We start from the raw sequence: 17,677 nt of genomic DNA on the forward strand, positions 1-17,677 counted from the left end.
TGGTCCCGACTCTGCCTAGCTAAAGGCCAGAATGACATTCACGTGCCCGTCGGGGCACCCCAGTAAGGACCCATCGCGCAATGACCGAGCAAGTGACAGACGCCAATTTTTCCTCCCAGGTTCTGGGGGCCAAGGAACCCGTCCTCGTGGACTTCTGGGCCGAATGGTGCGGTCCGTGCCGCGCGATCGCGCCCATTCTCGAGGAAATCTCGACCGAGATGGAAGGCAAGGTGAAGATCGTCAAGCTCAACGTCGACGAGAACCCCTCGATCGCCGCCCAGTACGGGGTGCGCTCGATCCCGACCATGATCCTGTTCAAGGGCGGGGAAGCGGCCGACATCAAGGTCGGCGCCGGCACGCCCAAGGCCGGGCTGGTCAAATGGCTTGAGGGCCACGCTGCCTGACTAGAGCATATCCTGTTCTGATTGAATCAGAACAGGAGCTCCAAGTCTTTGATGTGTCGCGTTTTCGAACCGGAAAAGTGTTTCCACTTGTCCTGAAAACGCTCTAACCCACACACTGACTGAGAATTCCCGCGCCCCCGCCCGCTCAGGTCGGGGGCGTTCTGTTTTGCGCGAGGACGGCGCCGGCGAGATAGAGCGAGCCGCAGATGACGAGGCGGGCGCCCGGGTGCGCCTGGGAAGCGGAGCGCAGGGCTGCGCGAACCGAGCGGGCCGTATGCGCACTGAGCCCATTGGCCGCCACATGGCCCGCGAGTGTCTTGGCATCGAGCGCTCCGGATTCCCCGGGAATGGGGACGGTGAAGACCGGCGGGGCGAGATCGCGGAACGCGGCAAAGAAGGCGGCGGCGTCCTTGCTGGCCATCATCCCCGAAACCAGCACAAGCGGCGCAGGGCGCGCGCGGGCCATATCGGCGAGCGCTGCGGCAAGGGCCGTGGCCCCGGCGGCGTTGTGCCCCCCGTCGAGCCAGAGTTCAGCGCCCGGGTCGATGCTGTCGATGAGCGCACCATGGCGCAGAGACATGAGGCGCGCCGGCCAGACCACCTCGCGCAGGCCCGCGGCAATGGCGCTTTCGGGCAGATCCAGACCGAAATGGCGCACCGCCGCCACCGCAAGGGTGGCGTTCTCGATCTGGTGCTCGCCCACGAGCGCCGGTAGGGGCAGGTCCAGAAGCTGGGTGTCGTCCTGATAGACCAAACGCCCGCGCTGGGCGTGGCCGTCGAAATCCTGGCCCGCGACAAAGGGGGCGATCCCCAAAGCCCGGGCGTCGCGCTCGAGCACCGCCATGGCCTCGTCGGGCTGGCGGGCAAAGACCGCCGGGGCGCCGCGCTTGAGGATACCCGATTTGGCGCTGGCGATCTCGGCGAGGGTTTCGCCCAGGAACTGGGTGTGATCGTGCGATATGGGCGTGATGATGGTGCCCAATGGCCGCTCGACAACATTGGTGGTGTCGAACCGCCCGCCCATGCCGGTCTCAAGCAGCAGCACATCGGCGGGATGGCGGGCAAAGAGGGTGAGGGCGGCGACCGTCGTGATCTCGAAAAAGGTGATGGGTGCGCCCTTGTTGGCGGCCTCGCACTCCTCGAGCACCTGGTTGAGCCGGCGGTTCGACACCAGCGTGCCGCCCAGCCTTATGCGCTCGCGAAAGGCGACGAGATGCGGGGAGGTGTAGACATGGACACGCTTGCCCGCAGCTTCGAGCATGGCCCGCAGATAGGCGATGGTCGAGCCCTTGCCATTGGTGCCGGCCACGTGGATGACCGGGGGCAGGCGATCCTGGGGCCGGCCCATGGCCTCGAGCAGCCGCTCGGTGCGCGAGAGCTCGAGGTCGATCAGCTTGGGATGAAGCGCCATCAGGCGCGCCAGTATGGCGTCGGTGCGCGACACGCTTTCCCCCGGATCTGTCCTTTGTGCCGCGGCGCGGCCTATTCTGCGTGGGCCGCCACGGGAGGATTGGCGAGCGTGTCGTCCTCACCGTCCCCTTCCGCGGCGATCGCCACGTCGCGCATGGAGACACGGCCCGCGTCCCGCTCGGCGGCGGGGATGGCGGGGTTGACCGGCTGGCGGGTGAAGATCCCGATCAGCGAACCGATGGTGGGGCGCAGATCGTGGCGGTGCACGACCAGGTCCACCATGCCGTGATCCCGCAGATATTCGGACCGCTGGAAGCCCTTGGGCAGCTTCTCGCGGATGGTCTGCTCGATGACCCGGGGGCCGGCGAAACAGATCAGCGCGTTGGGCTCGGCGATGTGCACGTCCCCCAGCATGGCATAGGAGGCCGTGACCCCGCCGGTGGTGGGATCGGTCATGACCACGATATAGGGCAGGCCAGCCTCGCGCAGGCGCTGGACACCGACCGTGGTGCGCGGCATCTGCATGAGCGAGAGGATGCCTTCCTGCATGCGCGCGCCGCCCGAAGCGACAAAGAGAATGAAGGGCTCCTTGCGCCGGGCTGCGGTTTCCAGCCCGGTGATGATGGCCGAGCCTGCAGCCATGCCGAGCGAGCCGCCCATGAAATCGAAATCCTGCACCCCGACGGTGACGCCCTGCCCGTAAAGCGCGCCGGTGGCCACCAGGACCGCGTCTTCCATGCCGGTCTTGGTGCGGCTCTCCTTGAGCCGGTCCGAATAGCGCTTGGTGTCGCGGAAACGCAGCGGGTCCTGGGGAACCTGGGGCAGCGCCACGGTCTGGAAGGCGCCGTCGTCGAGAAAGCTCGCGAGCCGGTCCCTGGCCTTGATCTTCATGTGGTAGCCCGAATTGGGCACCACCCACTGATTGGCCTCGAGATCGCGATAGAACACCATCTCCCCGCTCTGGGGGCATTTCACCCAGAGATTTTCCTCGACCTCGCGGCGATTGAGGAAAGAGCGGATTTTGGGGCGAACGACGTTGTCTATCCAGTTCATGGTTGCTTACCAGCCTTGGCGTCTTTTCGTGTCCGGACGGGCCTGTGACCACTCCGCCAAGGAGCGCCCGAGGCCCGCCGGACCAATGGTTCAGATCATATCAGCTTCGCGCCGACTTTGCACCTTGGGACAGCTTTGCGGCAAGGCTGTGGACGGCGCCCGGCGTGGCGTCGGTGGCCTTGCCGTCGGAAAGCGAAGCCTCGACGGCGGCGACCAGCGCCGAGCCCACCACGACCCCGTCGGCGTCGCGCCCGATCAGGGCCGCATCCTCGGGCGTCTTGATCCCGAAGCCCACGGCGACGGGCAGATCGGTGTGGGCCTTGATGGCCCGGACCGCATCGCCCACCGCATCGCGGTTCTTGATCTCGGCGCCGGTGATCCCGGTCATCGAGACATAATAGACAAAGCCCGAGGTATTCTCGAGCACGCGCGCAAGCCGTGCGGCGTCCGTGGTGGGGGTGGTGAGGCGAATAAAGCTCAGGCCCGCGGCGATGGCCGGCAGGCACAGCTCGTCGTCTTCCTCGGCCGGCAGGTCCACCACGATCATGCCGTCGACCCCGGCCGACCTGGCGTCGGCCACGAAGCGATCGACCCCGTAGATGTAGATGGGGTTATAGTATCCCATCAGGATCATCGGGGTTTCGGTGTCGGTCCGCCGGAACCGCTCGACCATGGCGAGGGTCTTTTCCAGGGTCATCCCGGCGGCGAGCGCGCGCCGTCCGGCCTGCTGGATCGCGACGCCGTCGGCCATGGGATCGGAAAACGGCATGCCCAGCTCGATCACGTCGGCACCCGCCGCGGGGAGGCCCGCGAGGATGGCGTCAGCCGTCGCTTCATCGGGATCACCGGCCATCACGAAGGTGACGAAGGCGGGGCGGTTCTGCGCACGCAGGCTGGCAAAACGGCTGTCGATCCGCGATTGGGTCATTGGCTGGGCCCTGTTCGACGTGAGATTGGCTGGGAAGGGAACGTGCTGCCGGTGTAAATGGCAATACGCACCCGCTGTCAACAGGCCTTGTGGCCAAAGAAAAAGCGCCTGCCAGCCAGCAGGCGCCCGTCTGTCGCAGTGGTCTTGCGCCTCAGCTTACTTGCTGAAGGCCTTCTTGTAGGCGTAGCCGGCGATACCGTCGCGGGTCAGGCCACGGCGGGCCAGATTGTCATCGCTCAGACCTGCAAGCTCGGTGTAGATGTTGGATGCGTTGTTGGCGCGACCGATATCACCGAGAAGATCAGAGAAAGCGCCGAGGAAACGATTGCGAGCCATGTTGGCCTCCAGATGTTGGGTCAGTTGTCTTGACACATCAAATGGGCCCAAACCGCCCGGAGGACAAGGCGCGGAGCGACAAGGCAGCCATGCGGAAAATGCGGGGCTTATCGATCGATCCGGTTTCCTCCCCTCCCGGAGGGTCCGCTGCCCGGCGCTTCAGAGCCCCGTTCTGATTGAATCAGAACGGGGCTCCAAGTTCTTGATTTGTCGCGTTTCCGAACCGGAAAAGTGTTTCCACTTTTCCTGGAAGCGCTCCAGGAGGCTGGTTCAGTTTCCCATGCCGAGGCGACGGCCGACCGATTCCACGTCCTTGTCGCCCCGGCCCGAAAGGCAGAGCACGACGATGGCCTCGGGGCTGAGCGTGGGCACCAGTTCCATGGCGTAGGCCAGCCCATGCGCGCTTTCGAGCGCGGGGATGATGCCCTCGAACCGCGTGCAGGCCATGAACGCGTCGAGCGCCTGCTGGTCGGTGATGGGCACATAGGTGACCCGCCCGCTGTCGCGCAGGAAGGCGTGTTCTGGGCCGACGCCGGGATAGTCGAGGCCTGCGGAAATCGAATGGCCCTCGCGGATCTGGCCGTCCGCGTCCTGCAGCAGATAGGTGCGATTGCCGTGCAGCACGCCCGGGGAGCCTCCGGCCATGGAGGCGGCATGGCCATTGTCCACGTCCAGCCCGTATCCGGCCGCTTCGGTGCCATAGAGCGCCACGCCCGGCTCGTCGAGGAAATCATGGAAGGTGCCGATTGCGTTCGAGCCGCCGCCGATGCACGCGACCACCGCGTCGGGCAGCCGGCCTTCGGCCTCCATCATCTGGGCGCGGATTTCCTCGCCGATGACCTTCTGGAAGTCGCGCACCATGCGCGGATAGGGGTGGGGACCCGCGGCGGTGCCGATCAGGTAATAAGTGGTGTCCACATTGGTCACCCAGTCGCGCAGCGCCTCGTTCATGGCGTCCTTGAGGGTGCCGGCCCCCGCGGTAACGGGCCGGACCTCGGCGCCCAGCATGCGCATGCGCAAGACGTTGGGCATCTGGCGCTCGACGTCGGTGGCGCCCATGAAGACCGTGCAGGGCAGACCAAAGCGCGCGCAAACGGTTGCGGTGGCGACCCCGTGCTGGCCGGCGCCGGTTTCGGCGATGATCCGGGTCTTGCCCATGCGGCGCGCCAGAAGGATCTGCCCGATACAGTTGTTGAGCTTGTGGGACCCGGTGTGGTTGAGGTCCTCGCGCTTGAAAAACAGGCGGGCGCCGCCGAGCTCGGCGCTCATGCGCTCGGCAAAATAGAGCGGGGAGGGCCGGCCGGCGAAATGGGTGCGCAGATCGTCCATTTCCGCGTGAAATTCGGGATCGTCCTGGGCGGCGTTATATGATTTTTCCAGATCCAGGATGAGCGGCATGAGGGTTTCGGCGACGAAGCGCCCGCCATAAAGGCCGAAGCGGCCGTTTTCATCGGGGCCCTGACGCAGGGAATTGATCTTGACCTGGCTCATCTCGGTTCTCTCGTTGAAGGCGCCAAGGCGCGGGCATTGGCAATAAAGCGCGAGATCAGACCGGGAACTTTCTGCCCCGGCGCGCTCTCCACCCCCGAGGATACGTCCAGCCCGAAGGGACGGACCATAGAGACGGCCTCGGCCACATTGTCGCAATCGAGCCCACCGGAAAGCATGAAGGGCATGGCGGGGTCAAGCGCGTCGAGCAGCGACCAGTCGAACCGGGCCCCCAGCCCGCCGGGGCGGTCGGCCTCGGCGGGAGGACGCGCATCGAGGATCAGCCGGTCGGCGACCAGGTGATAGGACGTGACGGCGGCGAGGTCTTCGGCCTCCCCGATCCCCACGGCCTTGATGACCGGCAGGCCCGCAAAGGCCTTGATTTCGGCCACGCGGTCGGGGGTTTCCCGACCGTGGAGCTGGAGCCAGCCCACGCCGGTGCCCGCGACCCGGGCCACCAGCCTGTCGTCGGGGTCCACCAGCAGCGCCACGGTCTCGATCCGGTCCCGGCCCAGCGCGGCGAGCGCGGACATGGTCTCGAGATCGATATGGCGCGGGCTTTTTTCGAAATGCACGAACCCGACCATATCGGCGCCTTCGCGAACGCAATGGTCGAGCGTCTCCGCCGTCGATATTCCGCAGATCTTGATGAGGGTCATGTCGAGACAGCAGTCATGGGGCTAGCCAAGATCCCGCACGGCGGCCATGGCGGGATCGGGGTCGCGCGCCGTGTGGCCGCGGGTGCGCTCGAGCTCGCCGCGCAGGGCTTCGGCTTCCTTGCGGTGGCGGCGCTCGGCCTTGCGGTGGGAGGCCTGGGCAAACCAGACCGAGGCGCCCCCGAGGGCAATGCCTAAAAAGAGCGCGGCGTAGATCACGAGGAACAGCGGGATACCCGAGCCCGGAGCGCTGGCGTCGACGGGCACGAGGGGATTGAAATTGACGCCCACCGCGTGGCGGTTGGCCAGTGCGAACACGACCATGAGCAGACACAGCGGAATGAGGACGAGCCAGGCGGTCAGGCGTCTGCGCATTGTGTTGGGTTCACCTTCCCGGCGACGGCGCTCAGCGGTTGAGACGCTCGCGGATTTCCTTGCCAGCCTTGAACTGGGGCACGTATTTCTCGCCCACATCGACCTGTTCGCCGGTGCGCGGATTGCGCCCGACGCGGGCGGGGCGGTTCTTGACCGAAAACGCGCCGAACCCGCGCAGCTCGACCCGGTCGCCGCGCGCCATGGCGTCGCCTATTTCATCGAGGATGGCGTTGACGATATTCTCGACATCGCGGTGGAACAGATGGGGATTTTCCCCGGCCAGCTTTTCGATCAGTTCGGACTTAATCATCGAGAGCCTGCGCCCCCCGGCGCGAAAAAGGCCGACGGCCTTCACCATTGGAGATTTCTTGTTCTGCGACTTGGCGTTAAGGGTGCCAAAGCGAGACCAGCCCGTCAAGCGCCAAGCCCTTCTCATCGGCAAGCCCGACCGCAGCGGCGGCCCCGGTGAGCGCCTCGCGCAGCCAGCCGGTGCGCGACGCGGGCGGATAAGCGGTGACGATCTCGAGTTCAGGATCGATCTCGTGGGTCTCCTCGAGCCAGGCGCGGGCCTCGGCTTCCCCGCCCACCGCGTCGATCAGCCCGGCCTCGACCCCCATGGACCCGGTCATCACCCGCCCGTCGGCAACGCCCAGGATTTCGGCGCGTTCGAGAGCGCGGCGCTCGGCCACGATATCGACAAACCAGGCATAGCTGTCTTCGACCAGCGCGGCGAGCGAGGCGCGCACTTCCGGAGCGATGGGGCCGTCGAATTCGGGCTCGGCCTTGAGCTCGCCCGAAGCGATCTTATCGAGGTCGATGCCGATGGTGTCGAGCAGGCGCCCGGCATCCACGTGCCGGTAGAGCACCCCGATCGACCCAACGATCGAGAGACGCCGCGAGACGATGTGGTCGGCGGCAATCGCGGTCATGTAGGCGGCGGAAGCCCCGGTTTCCGCGATGACCGCGACCACGGGCTTTTCAAGCGACAGCCTTCTGATGTCCTCGTAAAGCTCCTCGCCCCCCGCGGTCGTGCCGCCCGGGCTGTTGATGGCGAGAAGGACGCCTCTGACAGACGCGTCCTCGGCCAGGCGCGCCAATGTGCGGCTGCGCTGGCGGTCGGTGGTGATGGTGCCCGATATTTCCACCCGGGCGATGCGGTCCCCGCCCGTGGACGTGAACACGGGCGAGAAGCGGGCGAAGGCGAGGACAATGGCGAGAGCGAGAATGACAAAGGCGATGATCCGCCAGCGGCCGCGGGAGCGGCGCAGCGTGCGCGTCGTCGAGATGGCGTTGACGGGATCCTCACCCGGATGGGTCATGGCGGGCCTGCATATCGCTGATCGGCGAGAGCCAGAGCGTTCTTTGCTCTAAAGCGTTTCCGCGCTCGCTTTGAAGGCTCTACCGCCTCTGCCGACCCGATGCAAGACGCGAGGCTCAGGCTGAAAGCAGCCGCACCATATAGGCGGTGCCGAGCCCATAGCTGGCGAGCTTGGGGTCGAGCGCGGGATCGTTCCGGCGCACAAAGCCGTGGCTGGTCCAGAAGGGCTCTGAATTGTTGACGGCCACAAGGCTCATCGCGCCACAGGGCAAGGCAATCCCCGTCAGCCAGGCCACCGCATCGGTGGCGGCGCCAGCCCCGCGGGCCTCGGGCAGCAGCGCGATATCATGCAGATAGAGGGTGTCGGGGGCCTCGGGCAGTGCGCCCATAAGCGAATTGAGCGGCGCGATGACGCCGAGCCGCCCGGGGTGGGCAATAAGATAGCCCAGGGCGGTGTCGCCCGCGCTCAGCATCCGGCAGGTGGCGGGCGCGAGCGCGACGCGCTCGTTCAGGACGGCGCGGTCTTCGGGATAGCCCGGGTGAACGCGCGCGGCGATCTCGACCATGGCATCGATGTCGGCGCGCCCTGCGACGGGGCGCCAGTTGGGGGCTGGCATCAGAGCACCTCGGGGGCGGGCGGTTGAAACGATGGGTGAGAAAGAAAAGGGGTCCGCGCCGGCTGGCGCGAACCCCTCGATCCTTGTCTCGAAACGAGAAGGATTACTTGTCGTCCTTCTGGCCCTTGAGGGCCGCGCCGAGAATGTCGCCGAGCGAAGCGCCGGAGTCGGTCGAGCCGTACTGGGCAACCGCTTCCTTTTCCTCTGCGATCTCCAGAGCCTTGATCGAAAGCCCGATGCGGCGGGTCTTGCGGTCGAACTGGGTGACGCGGGCGTCCAGCTTTTCGCCGACCGCGAAGCGCTCGGGGCGCTGCTCGGACCGGTCACGGGACAGATCGGAGCGGCGGATGAAGGCCGTCAGATCGGTTTCCGCAAGCTGAACTTCGAGGCCGCCATCGGTGACTGCGGTGACGGTGCAGGTCACGACGCCGCCCTTGCGCAGGCCGTCGCCGGCTGCTTCCTCGATCGGATCGGAACCGAGCTGCTTGATGCCCAGCGAAATCCGCTCCTTGTCGATGTCCACGTCGAGGACCTTGGCCTTGACCATGTCGCCGCGATTGTAATCGTCGAGGGCTTCCTCGCCCGGACGGTTCCAGTCGAGGTCCGAAAGGTGGACCATGCCGTCGACGTCGCCATCCAGACCGATGAACAGGCCGAACTCGGTCTTGTTCTTGACCTCGCCCTCGATCTCGGTGCCAACGGGGAAGCGCTCGGAAAAGCTCTCCCAGGGATTGGCGAGGGTCTGCTTGAGGCCCAGCGAGATGCGACGCTTGTCGGGATCGACCTCGAGCACCATGACTTCGACTTCCTGGGAGGTCGAGACGATCTTGCCCGGGTGGATGTTCTTCTTGGTCCAGCTCATCTCCGAGACGTGGATCAGCCCTTCGATGCCCGGCTCGAGCTCGACGAACGCACCGTAGTCGGTGATGTTGGTCACGCGTCCGGTGAAGCGGCCATTGACCGGGTACTTGGCGGTGATGCCTTCCCAGGGATCGGCCTGGAGCTGCTTCATGCCCAGCGAGATGCGGTGGCTCTCGTGGTTGACGCGGATGATCTGCACCTTGATGGTCTCGCCGATCGAAAGCACTTCGGTCGGGTGGTTGACCCGGCGCCATGCGATGTCGGTGACGTGCAGCAGGCCGTCGATGCCGCCCAGATCAACGAACGCACCGTAATCGGTGATGTTCTTGACCACGCCTTCGACCACCTGGCCCTCTTCGAGCTGCTGGACGATTTCCGAACGCTGCTCGGCGCGGCTCTCTTCGAGAATGGCGCGGCGCGAGACGACGATGTTGCCGCGGCGCTTGTCCATCTTGAGGATCTGGAAGGGCTGGGGCACGTTCATCAGCGGAGCGATGTCGCGGATGGGGCGGATATCGACCTGGGAGCGCGGCAGGAAGGCCACGGCGCCGTCGAGATCGACGGTGAACCCGCCCTTGACCTGGTTGAAGATCTGGCCTTCGACCTTTTCGTTCTTTTCGTAGAACGCCTCGAGGCGCACCCAGCTTTCTTCGCGGCGTGCCTTCTCGCGGCTGAGGACGGCTTCACCCATCGCGTTCTCGACACGGTCGACATAGACTTCGACTTCCGAGCCCACAGTGATGGTGCCGTCGCGGCCGGCGGTCCCGAATTCCTTCATGGGCACGCGGCCCTCGGTCTTGAGACCGACGTCGATGATCGCGAGGTCCTTCTCGATCGCGACGACGCGACCCTTGACGACCGCACCCTCTACAGGATCGATGTCCTGGAAGCTCTCCATGAGGAGCTGTTCGAAATCATCCATGCTTGTGGTCTGGTTAGCCATTCATTCTCCCTTCCGGACGCCCCGGAAGTCTTTTGCTGGTTTGTGTTGAACTGATGGTGCGCCCCGGCTCCGTCCCGACGCGACCGGACCACAGGGGGTCGGGCGACGTCGACGCGGCATCGGGGCAGCGTTTGGTCTCGATCTATGATTTCGGGCGGAGGATGGTGCAGACGCGCGAAGGCGCGTCGGCGAGGATCCGGCAGATCGGGAACACGGCCCAACCCCGCTGAGTTTGGATTTGAACCGGTCTTCGCTTTGAAGATGGGTTCGACTAGCGGGCGATGGCCGCCTCGACGATTGCGATGGCCGCCTTGATGGCCGCTTCTATATCCAAACTGGTCGTATCGAGCAAGTGGGCATCCTCGGCGCGGCGGAATCCGCCATGGGGGGCCGTGGCGTCGCGTTCGTCGCGCGAGACGATATCGGCGCGCATGGCGTCCCGATCCACCACAATACCGCGGGATTCGATCTGGAGGGCCCGCCGCTCGGCGCGCACGCCGGACTCGGCGACGATAAAGAGCTTGGCGTCGGCGTCCGGCGCGATGACCGTGCCGATATCGCGCCCGTCCAGAACCGCCCCCTGCGGCCGGGTGGCAAAGCTGCGCTGGGCCTCAAAGAGCGCCGCGCGCACGCCGGGAAACACCGCCACCCTGGAGGCCAGAGTACCCATATCGGCGCCGAGCAAAAATTCGGGCTCGACCGCATCGGCATCAAGGGCCCGGGCCGCGGCGACCGCCCGTTCCTCGAAATCGGGCAGATCCACATACGCGCGCACCTCGCGCCCGACGGCACGGTAGAGCAATCCGGTGTCGAGATGGGGCAGGCTGAAATGCCGGGCCAGCGCCGCCGCGATGGTCCCCTTGCCCGACGCGGCCGGGCCATCCACCGCGATGATCATTGCGCATCTCCCGGGGCCGAAAAGCTTGCCCCCAGCCGGGTGAAATCGGCGGCAAAGGAGGGAAAGCTCGTGGCGATCATGGTATCGTCGTCGACCGTTACCGGCCGGTCGGCGGCGAGGCCCATGACCAGAAAGCTCATGGCGATCCGGTGGTCGAGATGGGTCTTGACGGTGCCCCCGCCGCGCACCCCGCCGGTGCCCTCGACGATGAGGAAGTCAGTGCCCTCCTCGCAGACGACGCCATTGGCCTCGAGCCCGCGGGCAACGGCGGCCAGACGATCGGATTCCTTGACGCGCAATTCCTCGATGCCCGCCATCTCGGTGCGCCCCTGGGCATAGGCCGCGGCGACCGCGAGGACCGGGTATTCATCGATCATCGAGGGCGCGCGCTCGGGCGGCACGATAACGCCCCTGAGCCGGGAATGGCGCACGCGCAGGTCCGCGATGTCCTCGCCGCCCGAAGTGCGGCGGTTCTCGAGGGTGATGTCGCCGCCCATCTCGATCAAGGTTTCGATGAGCCCGGTGCGGGTGGGGTTCATGAGCACATTGGTGATGGTGATGTCCGAGCCCGGCACGATGAGCCCGGCCACAAGCGGGAAGCCCGCCGAAGAGGGATCGCCGGGCACGACGATATCCTGACCCCTGAGATCGGGCAGGCCCTTGACGCGAATGGTGCGCACACCCGCCTCGTCGGTCCCGACCGAAATGTCGGCGCCAAAGCCGGCGAGCATCTTTTCGGTGTGGTCCCGGGTCATGATGGGTTCGACGACCCTGGTTTCGCCGGGGATGACGAGACCGGCGAGCAGCACGCAGGACTTGACCTGGGCCGAGGCCATGGGGACGCGGTAATCGACCGGCAGCGGCGTTCTGGGGCCGCGCAGGGCGACCGGCAGGCGGTTGTCGTGATGCTCGACAACTTCCACGCCGATGGCGCGCAGGGGATCGAGCACGCGGCCCATGGGGCGCGCCGAGAGCGATGCATCCCCCACAAAGCGGGTAACGAAGCGATAGGCGCCCACAAGGCCCATGGTGAGCCGGACGCCGGTCCCCGCATTGCCGAAATCGAGATCGTCAGTCGGCTCGAGGAACCCGCCCACGCCCAGCCCGTCGATCGTCCAGGTCTCGCCGGTCTTTTCCACGCTGGCGCCCAGCGCCTGCATGGCCCGGCCGGTGGCCAGCACATCCTCACCTTCCAGAAGACCTGAAACCGTGGTGCGGCCCATGGCCATGGCGCCGAACATCATGGCCCGGTGGGAGATGGACTTGTCGCCGGGAACGGTCATCGCGCCTTTAAGGGCACTGCCCGAATGTGCGGCGCGTGGGCGCATCGTGTGGGAGTGGCTGGTCATGAATGGCTCCGCTGCTGCCTGCATGGATCGGGCGGAGACCGATTAGCACGAAGCGTCGGGGGTGCCAATCTCCGGGCCGATGCGCCCGAAGCCAGCGCGCCGGCGACCATTTTGCGTTTGACACGGCGTTTTTTTTCGTCGTAACCGAACGGCAAATGCGGTGCGCCCCACTGAAAGTGTGGTGGCGGGCACGACGCCCCCGCGCGACTATCATCTCCACACGATGACATATGGGGAATTGCCTTGGCCAGTGATGAACGCGGTACCAAGCGGACCTGCCCTGTTACGGGCAAGAAATTCTACGATCTCAACAAGGATCCGGTGGTTTCGCCCTATACCGGCAAGTCCTATCCGATGAGCTTTTTCGAGGCACCACCGGAAAAGGCGCCTGCAAAGGCACCGGCACCGGTCAAGGAAAAGCGCGCCGAGGTCGAAGAGACCGAGCTCGATCCCGCAGCCGCCGAGGCGGGCGCCGAAGTCATCTCGCTCAATGATGCTGAAAAAAGCACCAATGACGACGAGGATGACGACGACGAGGAATCCGGAGAGAAAATCCCCGACGTCGAGGACGTCGAAGTGGACGAGGATCTGGGCGATGACGACGACACGTTCCTTGAAGACGACGAGGACGATGAAGACATCGATTTCGACGTCGAGGTGGACGACGAAGAGGAGCGTTGAACCGGTGTGAGAAACCGGATGCAAGCGTGATTTTTGCTCTTGCGTCGGGCACCGCTCTCACATAGGTTCGCGCCCGTTCAGCCGGGGTCCCAAGCCCGGCGGTGACCAAGTTTCGGGGCCATAGCTCAGTTGGGAGAGCGCTTGAATGGCATTCAAGAGGTCGTCGGTTCGATTCCGATTGGCTCCACCATCCATCCCCAAGGGGACGCCAGAGGCCGCGCCATCGAGCGCGGCCTTTGTGCGTTTGGGGGTCAGCAAGCCGAAGGTTACTGGACCAGCACGGCCGAGCGGCATTCAAAGCCGAGCGCGCGCAGGTCCGCGGTCCCCACAGAAATCCCCAGAACATCGAGCACCGTGACGAGCACAGCATCGATGGCGGGGGCCACCGGCACGAGGAGCGTGCCAACGGAATTGGCCAGCCGTGTGCCCAGGATGCCGAGCAGGTCGAGCCCCAGGATCCGCACATCGAGGTCGAGTCTTTCAAAGAGCCCGCGCGTGAGCCCTTCGAGAGGCGTTCCGGTGGAGACCCGGTGAACGGTGCCGGCCTGCGCGTCGGCATGGGTGAGCGTCACGGGGTGGGGTTCGACCTCCTCGACCGGCAGGTCGGCCCGGGCGTCGACACGGGCGAGCCCGATGAGGTCGATGATCCGCGCCGGTTCGAGATCGAGCGGCGCGCGCGTGTCGAGAAAGGCCGACCGGGGCGCCTCCCCGATCGCGAGCCTCAGCACGCCGGGGGTGACGGAGACCCCCGCCCGGGCGGTCTGGGGCTGACCGGGCAGGCAGAAGACCGATTCGAGTTCGGCCCGTGCCGGTGCGATTTCCGCGTGGATGGGCAGACGGATGGTCATCGCGCCGATTCCTGCCCCACCATGGCCGAGGACGGTCACGTCCAGCCGCATACGCACCTGGGCGGTGCGCACGATGGTGCCGGCGCGCCCGAAGGCGAACCAGGCCCCTTGCGGCCGCTCGCCCACCACGAGATCGAGATCGATCCCGGCGAGCCCCGGCAGGGCGGCGCCGAGCGCGAGGCTGGCCTGGCGCTCGCCATCAGCGAGGATTGCGGCTGCCGAGATCACCTCGAGCGCCGAGACACTGGCGGCGCCGGCGGCGATGGGGGTGCCCAGAGCAGCCCGCCCCGCCCCGCCCAGCGCCACCAGATCGACCATCTCGAGCATGATCCGGTCATCGAGGTCCCCGGACAGTGTCGAGAGAACCTCGAGCGCCACGGGGTCGGCGCCGGCAGCAGCGGTCCGGATCGAGAGGACGAGATCGCGCAGCCGGACCTGGGAGCCGAGCACCTCGTCATAGGTGCCCGCGGAGAGCCCCGCCTCGCCCGCAAGCGCATCGAGAATGCCGGCGAACGCGATGTCGAGATCGGCGAGCGCGCTATAATGGACTGCGTCCAGCGACAGGGAGGCGCCCAGAAGCTGGCCCAAAAGCGCATTGGCGATGCCCCCCTCGAGCCTGACGAGGCCCGAGCCCAAGGTGAGCCCGGCTTGGGGATCGGCGCTGGCCAGCCCCGTGGCCCAGAGCCCGGGCGGGCGCGGCATGAACCCGCGTGCAAAATGCAGGCGCCCGGTGGAGCGCAGCCCGACGCGCACCGCATTGGCGGGGGCCGCGCCGGGCACGAAGCGCTCCCCCGCCGGCCGGCCGGGATCGGCGGCGTAGCGGCCGGTCTCCACCCGCAAGGGCCCATCGGGACCGGTGAGCGCCGAAATCGATGCGCCCGGGGCGAGGTGGCCCGAGGCAACGAGGCTCTGATGGGCGCGCTCGGCAGCGCGGGCGGGATCGCCCGCCGCATCGATGGCGGCAAGATCGACCGCCGCCTGAAGCTGGCGCTTCTGAAGGTAGAGCGCCCCTTCATCCACCGCGAACGCCGCAGCAAAGAGCCCGATCGGCGCCATGAGCGCGAACATCACGGCGATGTTTCCCGACTGGGCACCAAGAAAATCGGCCAGTCTGCCCATCAGAGCCCGCCATTGCGGATCGTGGAGCGGTGGGCGATCGTCGATGAGGGCAGCGGGAGGGGCGGATAGATATTCCAGATCGGCAGCGCGCTCGCATCGTAGCGGACGGTCACGTGATACTGCCCGGGATCGAAGGGGCTGGGCTCGGGGACAACTTCGAGCCGGTCGGGATCGAGCCAGAGATAGGACCGGGCGTTGGTGGCCACAAAGCCGTCGGCCAGCATGGCGCGCTCCTCGGCACCAAGGCCCGCCACCGCGGCGCGGGCGGCATCGGCGGCGAGCTGCTGGACCGAATGGGTGGCGCCGAAATAGATGCCATAAGCCAGCGCTCCGAGCACCAGCATCAGATAGACCGGCATGAGAAGGGCGAATTCCACCGCAGAACTCGCGGCGCGATCGCGCGCGAAATGCAGAACCCGGGAGCCAAACCAGTCCATCGCGCATCTCCCCCGAAAAGGGACCATCATGGGCCGCGAGGATGGACGAGAGACGGCTTATGGCGTGTGAAGCGGCAGACCCGGATCGCTGCGGATCGGAAGACTACGCAGCACCGGCCGAGAGCATGGGTTCGAGATGATCTTCGAAAAGGGCCGGCTGGGGCACGGCCGCGGCATCGAAACTGCGCTCGGCGGCGAGGGAAATGGCGAGAAACCGGTCCATTCCCGCGATCCCGTCGGGATCGGCCAGCCGATAGGCGCCGGCGGCGAGCCGCTCGCGAATCAGGGTCTTGGCGCCGATCATGCGCGCGGCCACCCCGGGGCCGTTGGAGACCGAGACGGGGAGCTTGACGTAATCATGGAGCGGGGAGCCCAGATGCAGGCAGCGCGCGATGCCGGCAAACAGCCGCAGCAGGAAATCGAGATCGGTCATGCAAGGCAGAGCCGGATCGAACCGCGGATCGGCGCGCCGGCGGTCATAGACCAGCATGGAATCCATCGAGAGATTGGTGAATTTGTACTCCCCCGGCCCGAGCAGCCTGTCCGGCCCTGCACCGACCGTGCGCAGAGGCCTGCCCGTCGCATCGGTTATGGTGAGCGCGCAGGAGGCAAGGCCATGCTCGAGGGCCGCGGGCACCATCAAGGCGAGCTTTTGCGGCGCGAAGCGGTCGTCGGCATCGAGGATGGCGCAGAGATCGTGGCGCGCGTGCTCGAGCCCGAGATTGCGCGCAGGCGGCGACCCGCTGCCCACCGCACCGGTGGAAACGTGGCGGATGCGGGGATCGGCGATGCCGGCGTCCTCGAGCACCGCTGCGTAATCGACCCCGTCATCGGAAACCACGACCAGCTCGAACGCGGTGTGGGTCTGGTCGAGCAGGCTTTTGACGGCGCGCGCGATGGTGGGCCGGGCCCTGTAGGCGGGCATGACCACGGATACGGGACTGGCCAGAGTCATCGCGGGGGCTCCTTGGGGCAGTGCTTGAACGCAAGTGCGCCCGCTCCCATATCCTTGTCAACGCCGGACGGGTGCCGATGATCGGGCCTGGGCGGCATGTCGCTTGATGCAAGGACAGACCGAAACCGATGACACGCGTATCGCTTTTCTCCGCGCCTTTCCTTTTGGGCTTCGATGCCTTCGAGGAGCGCTTCGACCGCCTCGCCAAATCCAGCGACGGCTATCCTCCGTACAATATAGAGCGGGTCAGTGCCCAGGATGGCGGCGAGACCTATCTGATCTCGATCGCGGTCGCCGGATTTGCCCGTAACGAGTTGGAAGTGATTGCGGAGGATAATCAGATCCTGGTTCGCGGTCAGCAGGCCGAAGACCAGACGCGCCAGTATCTGCACCGCGGGATTGCCGCGCGCCAGTTCCAGCGCACCTTCCTCGTCGCCGAGGGAATGCGCGTGGACAGCGCCGAACTCAAGGACGGTCTTCTCGTTGTATCCGTATACCGGCCGGTCGCCGACCCGGTGGCCCGCCGCATCGAAATCCGGTCAGTCGAGTAAAGGAGGTATGCCATGAACAAGCCCCTCACAGGGACGCTGGAACTGGAAGCCGGCGCGCCCGCGCTCAAGCTTCTGACCGCAGACCAGTTCGCAGCGCTCGGGGCCGGAGACATCGTCTTCTGGCGCCGGATGAAGGCTCGCGACCTCGTCGACCTCGTGCCCCAAGCCGCCATGGCCCCCGACGAGCAGGAACTGGAGTTCCTGGTTTCCGCCGATGGCGCTCCGGTGCTGATCGCCGACAGCCGCCAGGCGATCATCGACTGGATCGACGGCCATGAAGTGCGGCTCGCCACGCTGCACTGACCGGCCAGGCGTCAGGAGACGGGCGGGAGCGATGCCCCGCCCAATCGTCCTCTTGCATTCGGCGCGCGATGGATTATCTTGGAGGTGAATTTGGAATGGTTCTAAAGAGCTGTTCCGTGCGCGCGCCGCACGCCAATGACAGGAAAC

Annotated in this window: 20 protein-coding genes and 1 tRNA gene; 5 read left to right on the forward strand and 16 right to left on the reverse strand. The window is 66.2% G+C overall.

The window, feature by feature from the left end; genetic code table 11:
• Positions 1 to 80: 80 nt before the first annotated feature.
• The gene (trxA, locus tag EO136_RS14225) at positions 81 to 404 is read left to right on the forward strand and encodes a thioredoxin (RefSeq protein WP_127145059.1); all 324 of its coding nucleotides are present in this window, start codon (positions 81 to 83) and stop codon (positions 402 to 404) included.
• Between the two features lie 145 nt (positions 405 to 549).
• Here trxA and EO136_RS14230 read toward each other — a convergent pair whose 3' ends face one another.
• From EO136_RS14230 to aroA, 13 genes are all read right to left on the reverse strand, one after another.
• A complete protein-coding gene (locus EO136_RS14230) occupies positions 550 to 1,848 on the reverse strand; it encodes a bifunctional folylpolyglutamate synthase/dihydrofolate synthase (RefSeq protein ID WP_206513338.1) in 1,299 nt (432 codons plus the stop codon).
• A gap of 38 nt (positions 1,849 to 1,886) precedes the next feature.
• Positions 1,887 to 2,867 (reverse strand): acetyl-CoA carboxylase, carboxyltransferase subunit beta, encoded by a 981-nt coding sequence (gene accD, locus EO136_RS14235; RefSeq protein WP_127145060.1) that lies wholly within the window; start codon positions 2,865 to 2,867, stop codon positions 1,887 to 1,889.
• A gap of 100 nt (positions 2,868 to 2,967) precedes the next feature.
• Positions 2,968 to 3,795, reverse strand: coding sequence for a tryptophan synthase subunit alpha (trpA, locus tag EO136_RS14240; RefSeq protein WP_127145061.1), 828 nt, complete (start codon positions 3,793 to 3,795; stop codon positions 2,968 to 2,970).
• Positions 3,796 to 3,951: 156 nt separating this feature from the next.
• Positions 3,952 to 4,131 (reverse strand): hypothetical protein, encoded by a 180-nt coding sequence (locus EO136_RS14245; protein WP_127145062.1) that lies wholly within the window; start codon positions 4,129 to 4,131, stop codon positions 3,952 to 3,954.
• Between the two features lie 270 nt (positions 4,132 to 4,401).
• Positions 4,402 to 5,622 carry a tryptophan synthase subunit beta gene (trpB, locus tag EO136_RS14250; RefSeq protein ID WP_127145063.1) on the reverse strand — a complete coding sequence of 407 codons (1,221 nt, stop codon included), beginning with the start codon at positions 5,620 to 5,622 and terminating at the stop codon, positions 4,402 to 4,404.
• On the reverse strand, positions 5,619 to 6,278 hold the full coding sequence (locus EO136_RS14255; protein WP_127145064.1) for a phosphoribosylanthranilate isomerase: 660 nt from the start codon (positions 6,276 to 6,278) through the stop codon (positions 5,619 to 5,621). Before EO136_RS14255 ends, trpB begins: the two co-directional genes overlap by 4 nt.
• 21 nt (positions 6,279 to 6,299) lie before the next feature.
• Positions 6,300 to 6,650: a lipopolysaccharide assembly protein LapA domain-containing protein gene (locus EO136_RS14260; RefSeq protein ID WP_164730617.1), complete on the reverse strand. Its 351-nt coding sequence runs from the start codon at positions 6,648 to 6,650 to the stop codon at positions 6,300 to 6,302.
• 31 nt (positions 6,651 to 6,681) lie between these two features.
• A complete protein-coding gene (locus tag EO136_RS14265) occupies positions 6,682 to 6,960 on the reverse strand; it encodes an integration host factor subunit beta (RefSeq protein ID WP_127145192.1) in 279 nt (92 codons plus the stop codon).
• Between the two features lie 76 nt (positions 6,961 to 7,036).
• The gene (sppA, locus tag EO136_RS14270) at positions 7,037 to 7,969 is read right to left on the reverse strand and encodes a signal peptide peptidase SppA (RefSeq protein ID WP_127145066.1); all 933 of its coding nucleotides are present in this window, start codon (positions 7,967 to 7,969) and stop codon (positions 7,037 to 7,039) included.
• A gap of 115 nt (positions 7,970 to 8,084) precedes the next feature.
• Positions 8,085 to 8,585 (reverse strand): GNAT family N-acetyltransferase, encoded by a 501-nt coding sequence (locus tag EO136_RS14275; protein WP_127145067.1) that lies wholly within the window; start codon positions 8,583 to 8,585, stop codon positions 8,085 to 8,087.
• Between the two features lie 103 nt (positions 8,586 to 8,688).
• The gene (rpsA, locus tag EO136_RS14280; RefSeq protein ID WP_127145068.1) at positions 8,689 to 10,389 is read right to left on the reverse strand and encodes a 30S ribosomal protein S1; all 1,701 of its coding nucleotides are present in this window, start codon (positions 10,387 to 10,389) and stop codon (positions 8,689 to 8,691) included.
• A gap of 271 nt (positions 10,390 to 10,660) precedes the next feature.
• Complete coding sequence (locus tag EO136_RS14285; RefSeq protein WP_127145069.1) at positions 10,661 to 11,287, reverse strand: (d)CMP kinase; 627 nt, start codon at positions 11,285 to 11,287, stop codon at positions 10,661 to 10,663.
• Positions 11,284 to 12,636, reverse strand: coding sequence for a 3-phosphoshikimate 1-carboxyvinyltransferase (gene aroA / locus EO136_RS14290; RefSeq protein WP_425466623.1), 1,353 nt, complete (start codon positions 12,634 to 12,636; stop codon positions 11,284 to 11,286). Before aroA ends, EO136_RS14285 begins: the two co-directional genes overlap by 4 nt.
• A gap of 243 nt (positions 12,637 to 12,879) precedes the next feature.
• Here aroA and EO136_RS14295 point away from each other — a divergent pair, with 243 nt between their 5' ends.
• Both EO136_RS14295 and EO136_RS14300 read left to right on the forward strand, forming a co-directional pair.
• On the forward strand, positions 12,880 to 13,317 hold the full coding sequence (locus tag EO136_RS14295; RefSeq protein ID WP_127145070.1) for a TIGR02300 family protein: 438 nt from the start codon (positions 12,880 to 12,882) through the stop codon (positions 13,315 to 13,317).
• A gap of 114 nt (positions 13,318 to 13,431) precedes the next feature.
• Positions 13,432 to 13,507: transfer RNA gene (locus EO136_RS14300), tRNA-Ala, on the forward strand.
• A 76-nt stretch (positions 13,508 to 13,583) separates the two neighbouring features.
• On the opposite strand, the gene EO136_RS14305 is transcribed toward EO136_RS14300, so the two are convergent.
• The 3 genes from EO136_RS14305 to EO136_RS14315 form a co-directional block, all read right to left on the reverse strand.
• Entirely contained in the window at positions 13,584 to 15,284 is a 1,701-nt protein-coding gene (locus EO136_RS14305) for a pilus assembly protein TadG-related protein (RefSeq protein WP_127145071.1), read from the reverse strand.
• Positions 15,284 to 15,721 (reverse strand): TadE/TadG family type IV pilus assembly protein, encoded by a 438-nt coding sequence (locus EO136_RS14310; RefSeq protein WP_127145072.1) that lies wholly within the window; start codon positions 15,719 to 15,721, stop codon positions 15,284 to 15,286. The genes EO136_RS14305 and EO136_RS14310 overlap by 1 nt, the downstream gene beginning before the upstream one ends.
• 103 nt (positions 15,722 to 15,824) lie before the next feature.
• Positions 15,825 to 16,676 carry a glycosyltransferase family 2 protein gene (locus EO136_RS14315; protein WP_127145073.1) on the reverse strand — a complete coding sequence of 284 codons (852 nt, stop codon included), beginning with the start codon at positions 16,674 to 16,676 and terminating at the stop codon, positions 15,825 to 15,827.
• Between the two features lie 128 nt (positions 16,677 to 16,804).
• On the opposite strand from EO136_RS14315, the gene EO136_RS14320 reads away from it, so the two are divergent.
• Both EO136_RS14320 and EO136_RS14325 read left to right on the forward strand, forming a co-directional pair.
• Positions 16,805 to 17,227, forward strand: a complete 423-nt coding sequence (locus tag EO136_RS14320; RefSeq protein WP_127145074.1) for an Hsp20 family protein — start codon at positions 16,805 to 16,807, stop codon at positions 17,225 to 17,227.
• Between the two features lie 12 nt (positions 17,228 to 17,239).
• Entirely contained in the window at positions 17,240 to 17,530 is a 291-nt protein-coding gene (locus EO136_RS14325) for a DUF1150 family protein (protein ID WP_127145075.1), read from the forward strand.
• Positions 17,531 to 17,677: the final 147 nt, after the last annotated feature.

Source organism: Pelagibacterium montanilacus (genome assembly GCF_003992665.1).
Taxonomy (GTDB): Bacteria; Pseudomonadota; Alphaproteobacteria; order Rhizobiales; family Devosiaceae; genus Pelagibacterium; species Pelagibacterium montanilacus.

Coding starts and splice junctions, on each gene's coding strand:
- trxA (WP_127145059.1), top strand. CDS start 81: ATGACCGAGCAAGTGACAGACGCCAATTTTTCCTCCCAGGTTCTGGGG.
- accD (WP_127145060.1), bottom strand. CDS start 2,867: ATGAACTGGATAGACAACGTCGTTCGCCCCAAAATCCGCTCTTTCCTC.
- trpA (WP_127145061.1), bottom strand. CDS start 3,795: ATGACCCAATCGCGGATCGACAGCCGTTTTGCCAGCCTGCGTGCGCAG.
- EO136_RS14245 (WP_127145062.1), bottom strand. CDS start 4,131: ATGGCTCGCAATCGTTTCCTCGGCGCTTTCTCTGATCTTCTCGGTGAT.
- trpB (WP_127145063.1), bottom strand. CDS start 5,622: ATGAGCCAGGTCAAGATCAATTCCCTGCGTCAGGGCCCCGATGAAAAC.
- EO136_RS14255 (WP_127145064.1), bottom strand. CDS start 6,278: ATGACCCTCATCAAGATCTGCGGAATATCGACGGCGGAGACGCTCGAC.
- EO136_RS14260 (WP_164730617.1), bottom strand. CDS start 6,650: ATGCGCAGACGCCTGACCGCCTGGCTCGTCCTCATTCCGCTGTGTCTG.
- EO136_RS14265 (WP_127145192.1), bottom strand. CDS start 6,960: ATGATTAAGTCCGAACTGATCGAAAAGCTGGCCGGGGAAAATCCCCAT.
- sppA (WP_127145066.1), bottom strand. CDS start 7,969: ATGACCCATCCGGGTGAGGATCCCGTCAACGCCATCTCGACGACGCGC.
- EO136_RS14275 (WP_127145067.1), bottom strand. CDS start 8,585: ATGCCAGCCCCCAACTGGCGCCCCGTCGCAGGGCGCGCCGACATCGAT.
- rpsA (WP_127145068.1), bottom strand. CDS start 10,389: ATGGCTAACCAGACCACAAGCATGGATGATTTCGAACAGCTCCTCATG.
- EO136_RS14285 (WP_127145069.1), bottom strand. CDS start 11,287: ATGATCATCGCGGTGGATGGCCCGGCCGCGTCGGGCAAGGGGACCATC.
- aroA (WP_425466623.1), bottom strand. CDS start 12,636: ATGACCAGCCACTCCCACACGATGCGCCCACGCGCCGCACATTCGGGC.
- EO136_RS14305 (WP_127145071.1), bottom strand. CDS start 15,284: ATGGGCAGACTGGCCGATTTTCTTGGTGCCCAGTCGGGAAACATCGCC.
- EO136_RS14310 (WP_127145072.1), bottom strand. CDS start 15,721: ATGGACTGGTTTGGCTCCCGGGTTCTGCATTTCGCGCGCGATCGCGCC.
- EO136_RS14315 (WP_127145073.1), bottom strand. CDS start 16,676: ATGACTCTGGCCAGTCCCGTATCCGTGGTCATGCCCGCCTACAGGGCC.
- EO136_RS14320 (WP_127145074.1), top strand. CDS start 16,805: ATGACACGCGTATCGCTTTTCTCCGCGCCTTTCCTTTTGGGCTTCGAT.
- EO136_RS14325 (WP_127145075.1), top strand. CDS start 17,240: ATGAACAAGCCCCTCACAGGGACGCTGGAACTGGAAGCCGGCGCGCCC.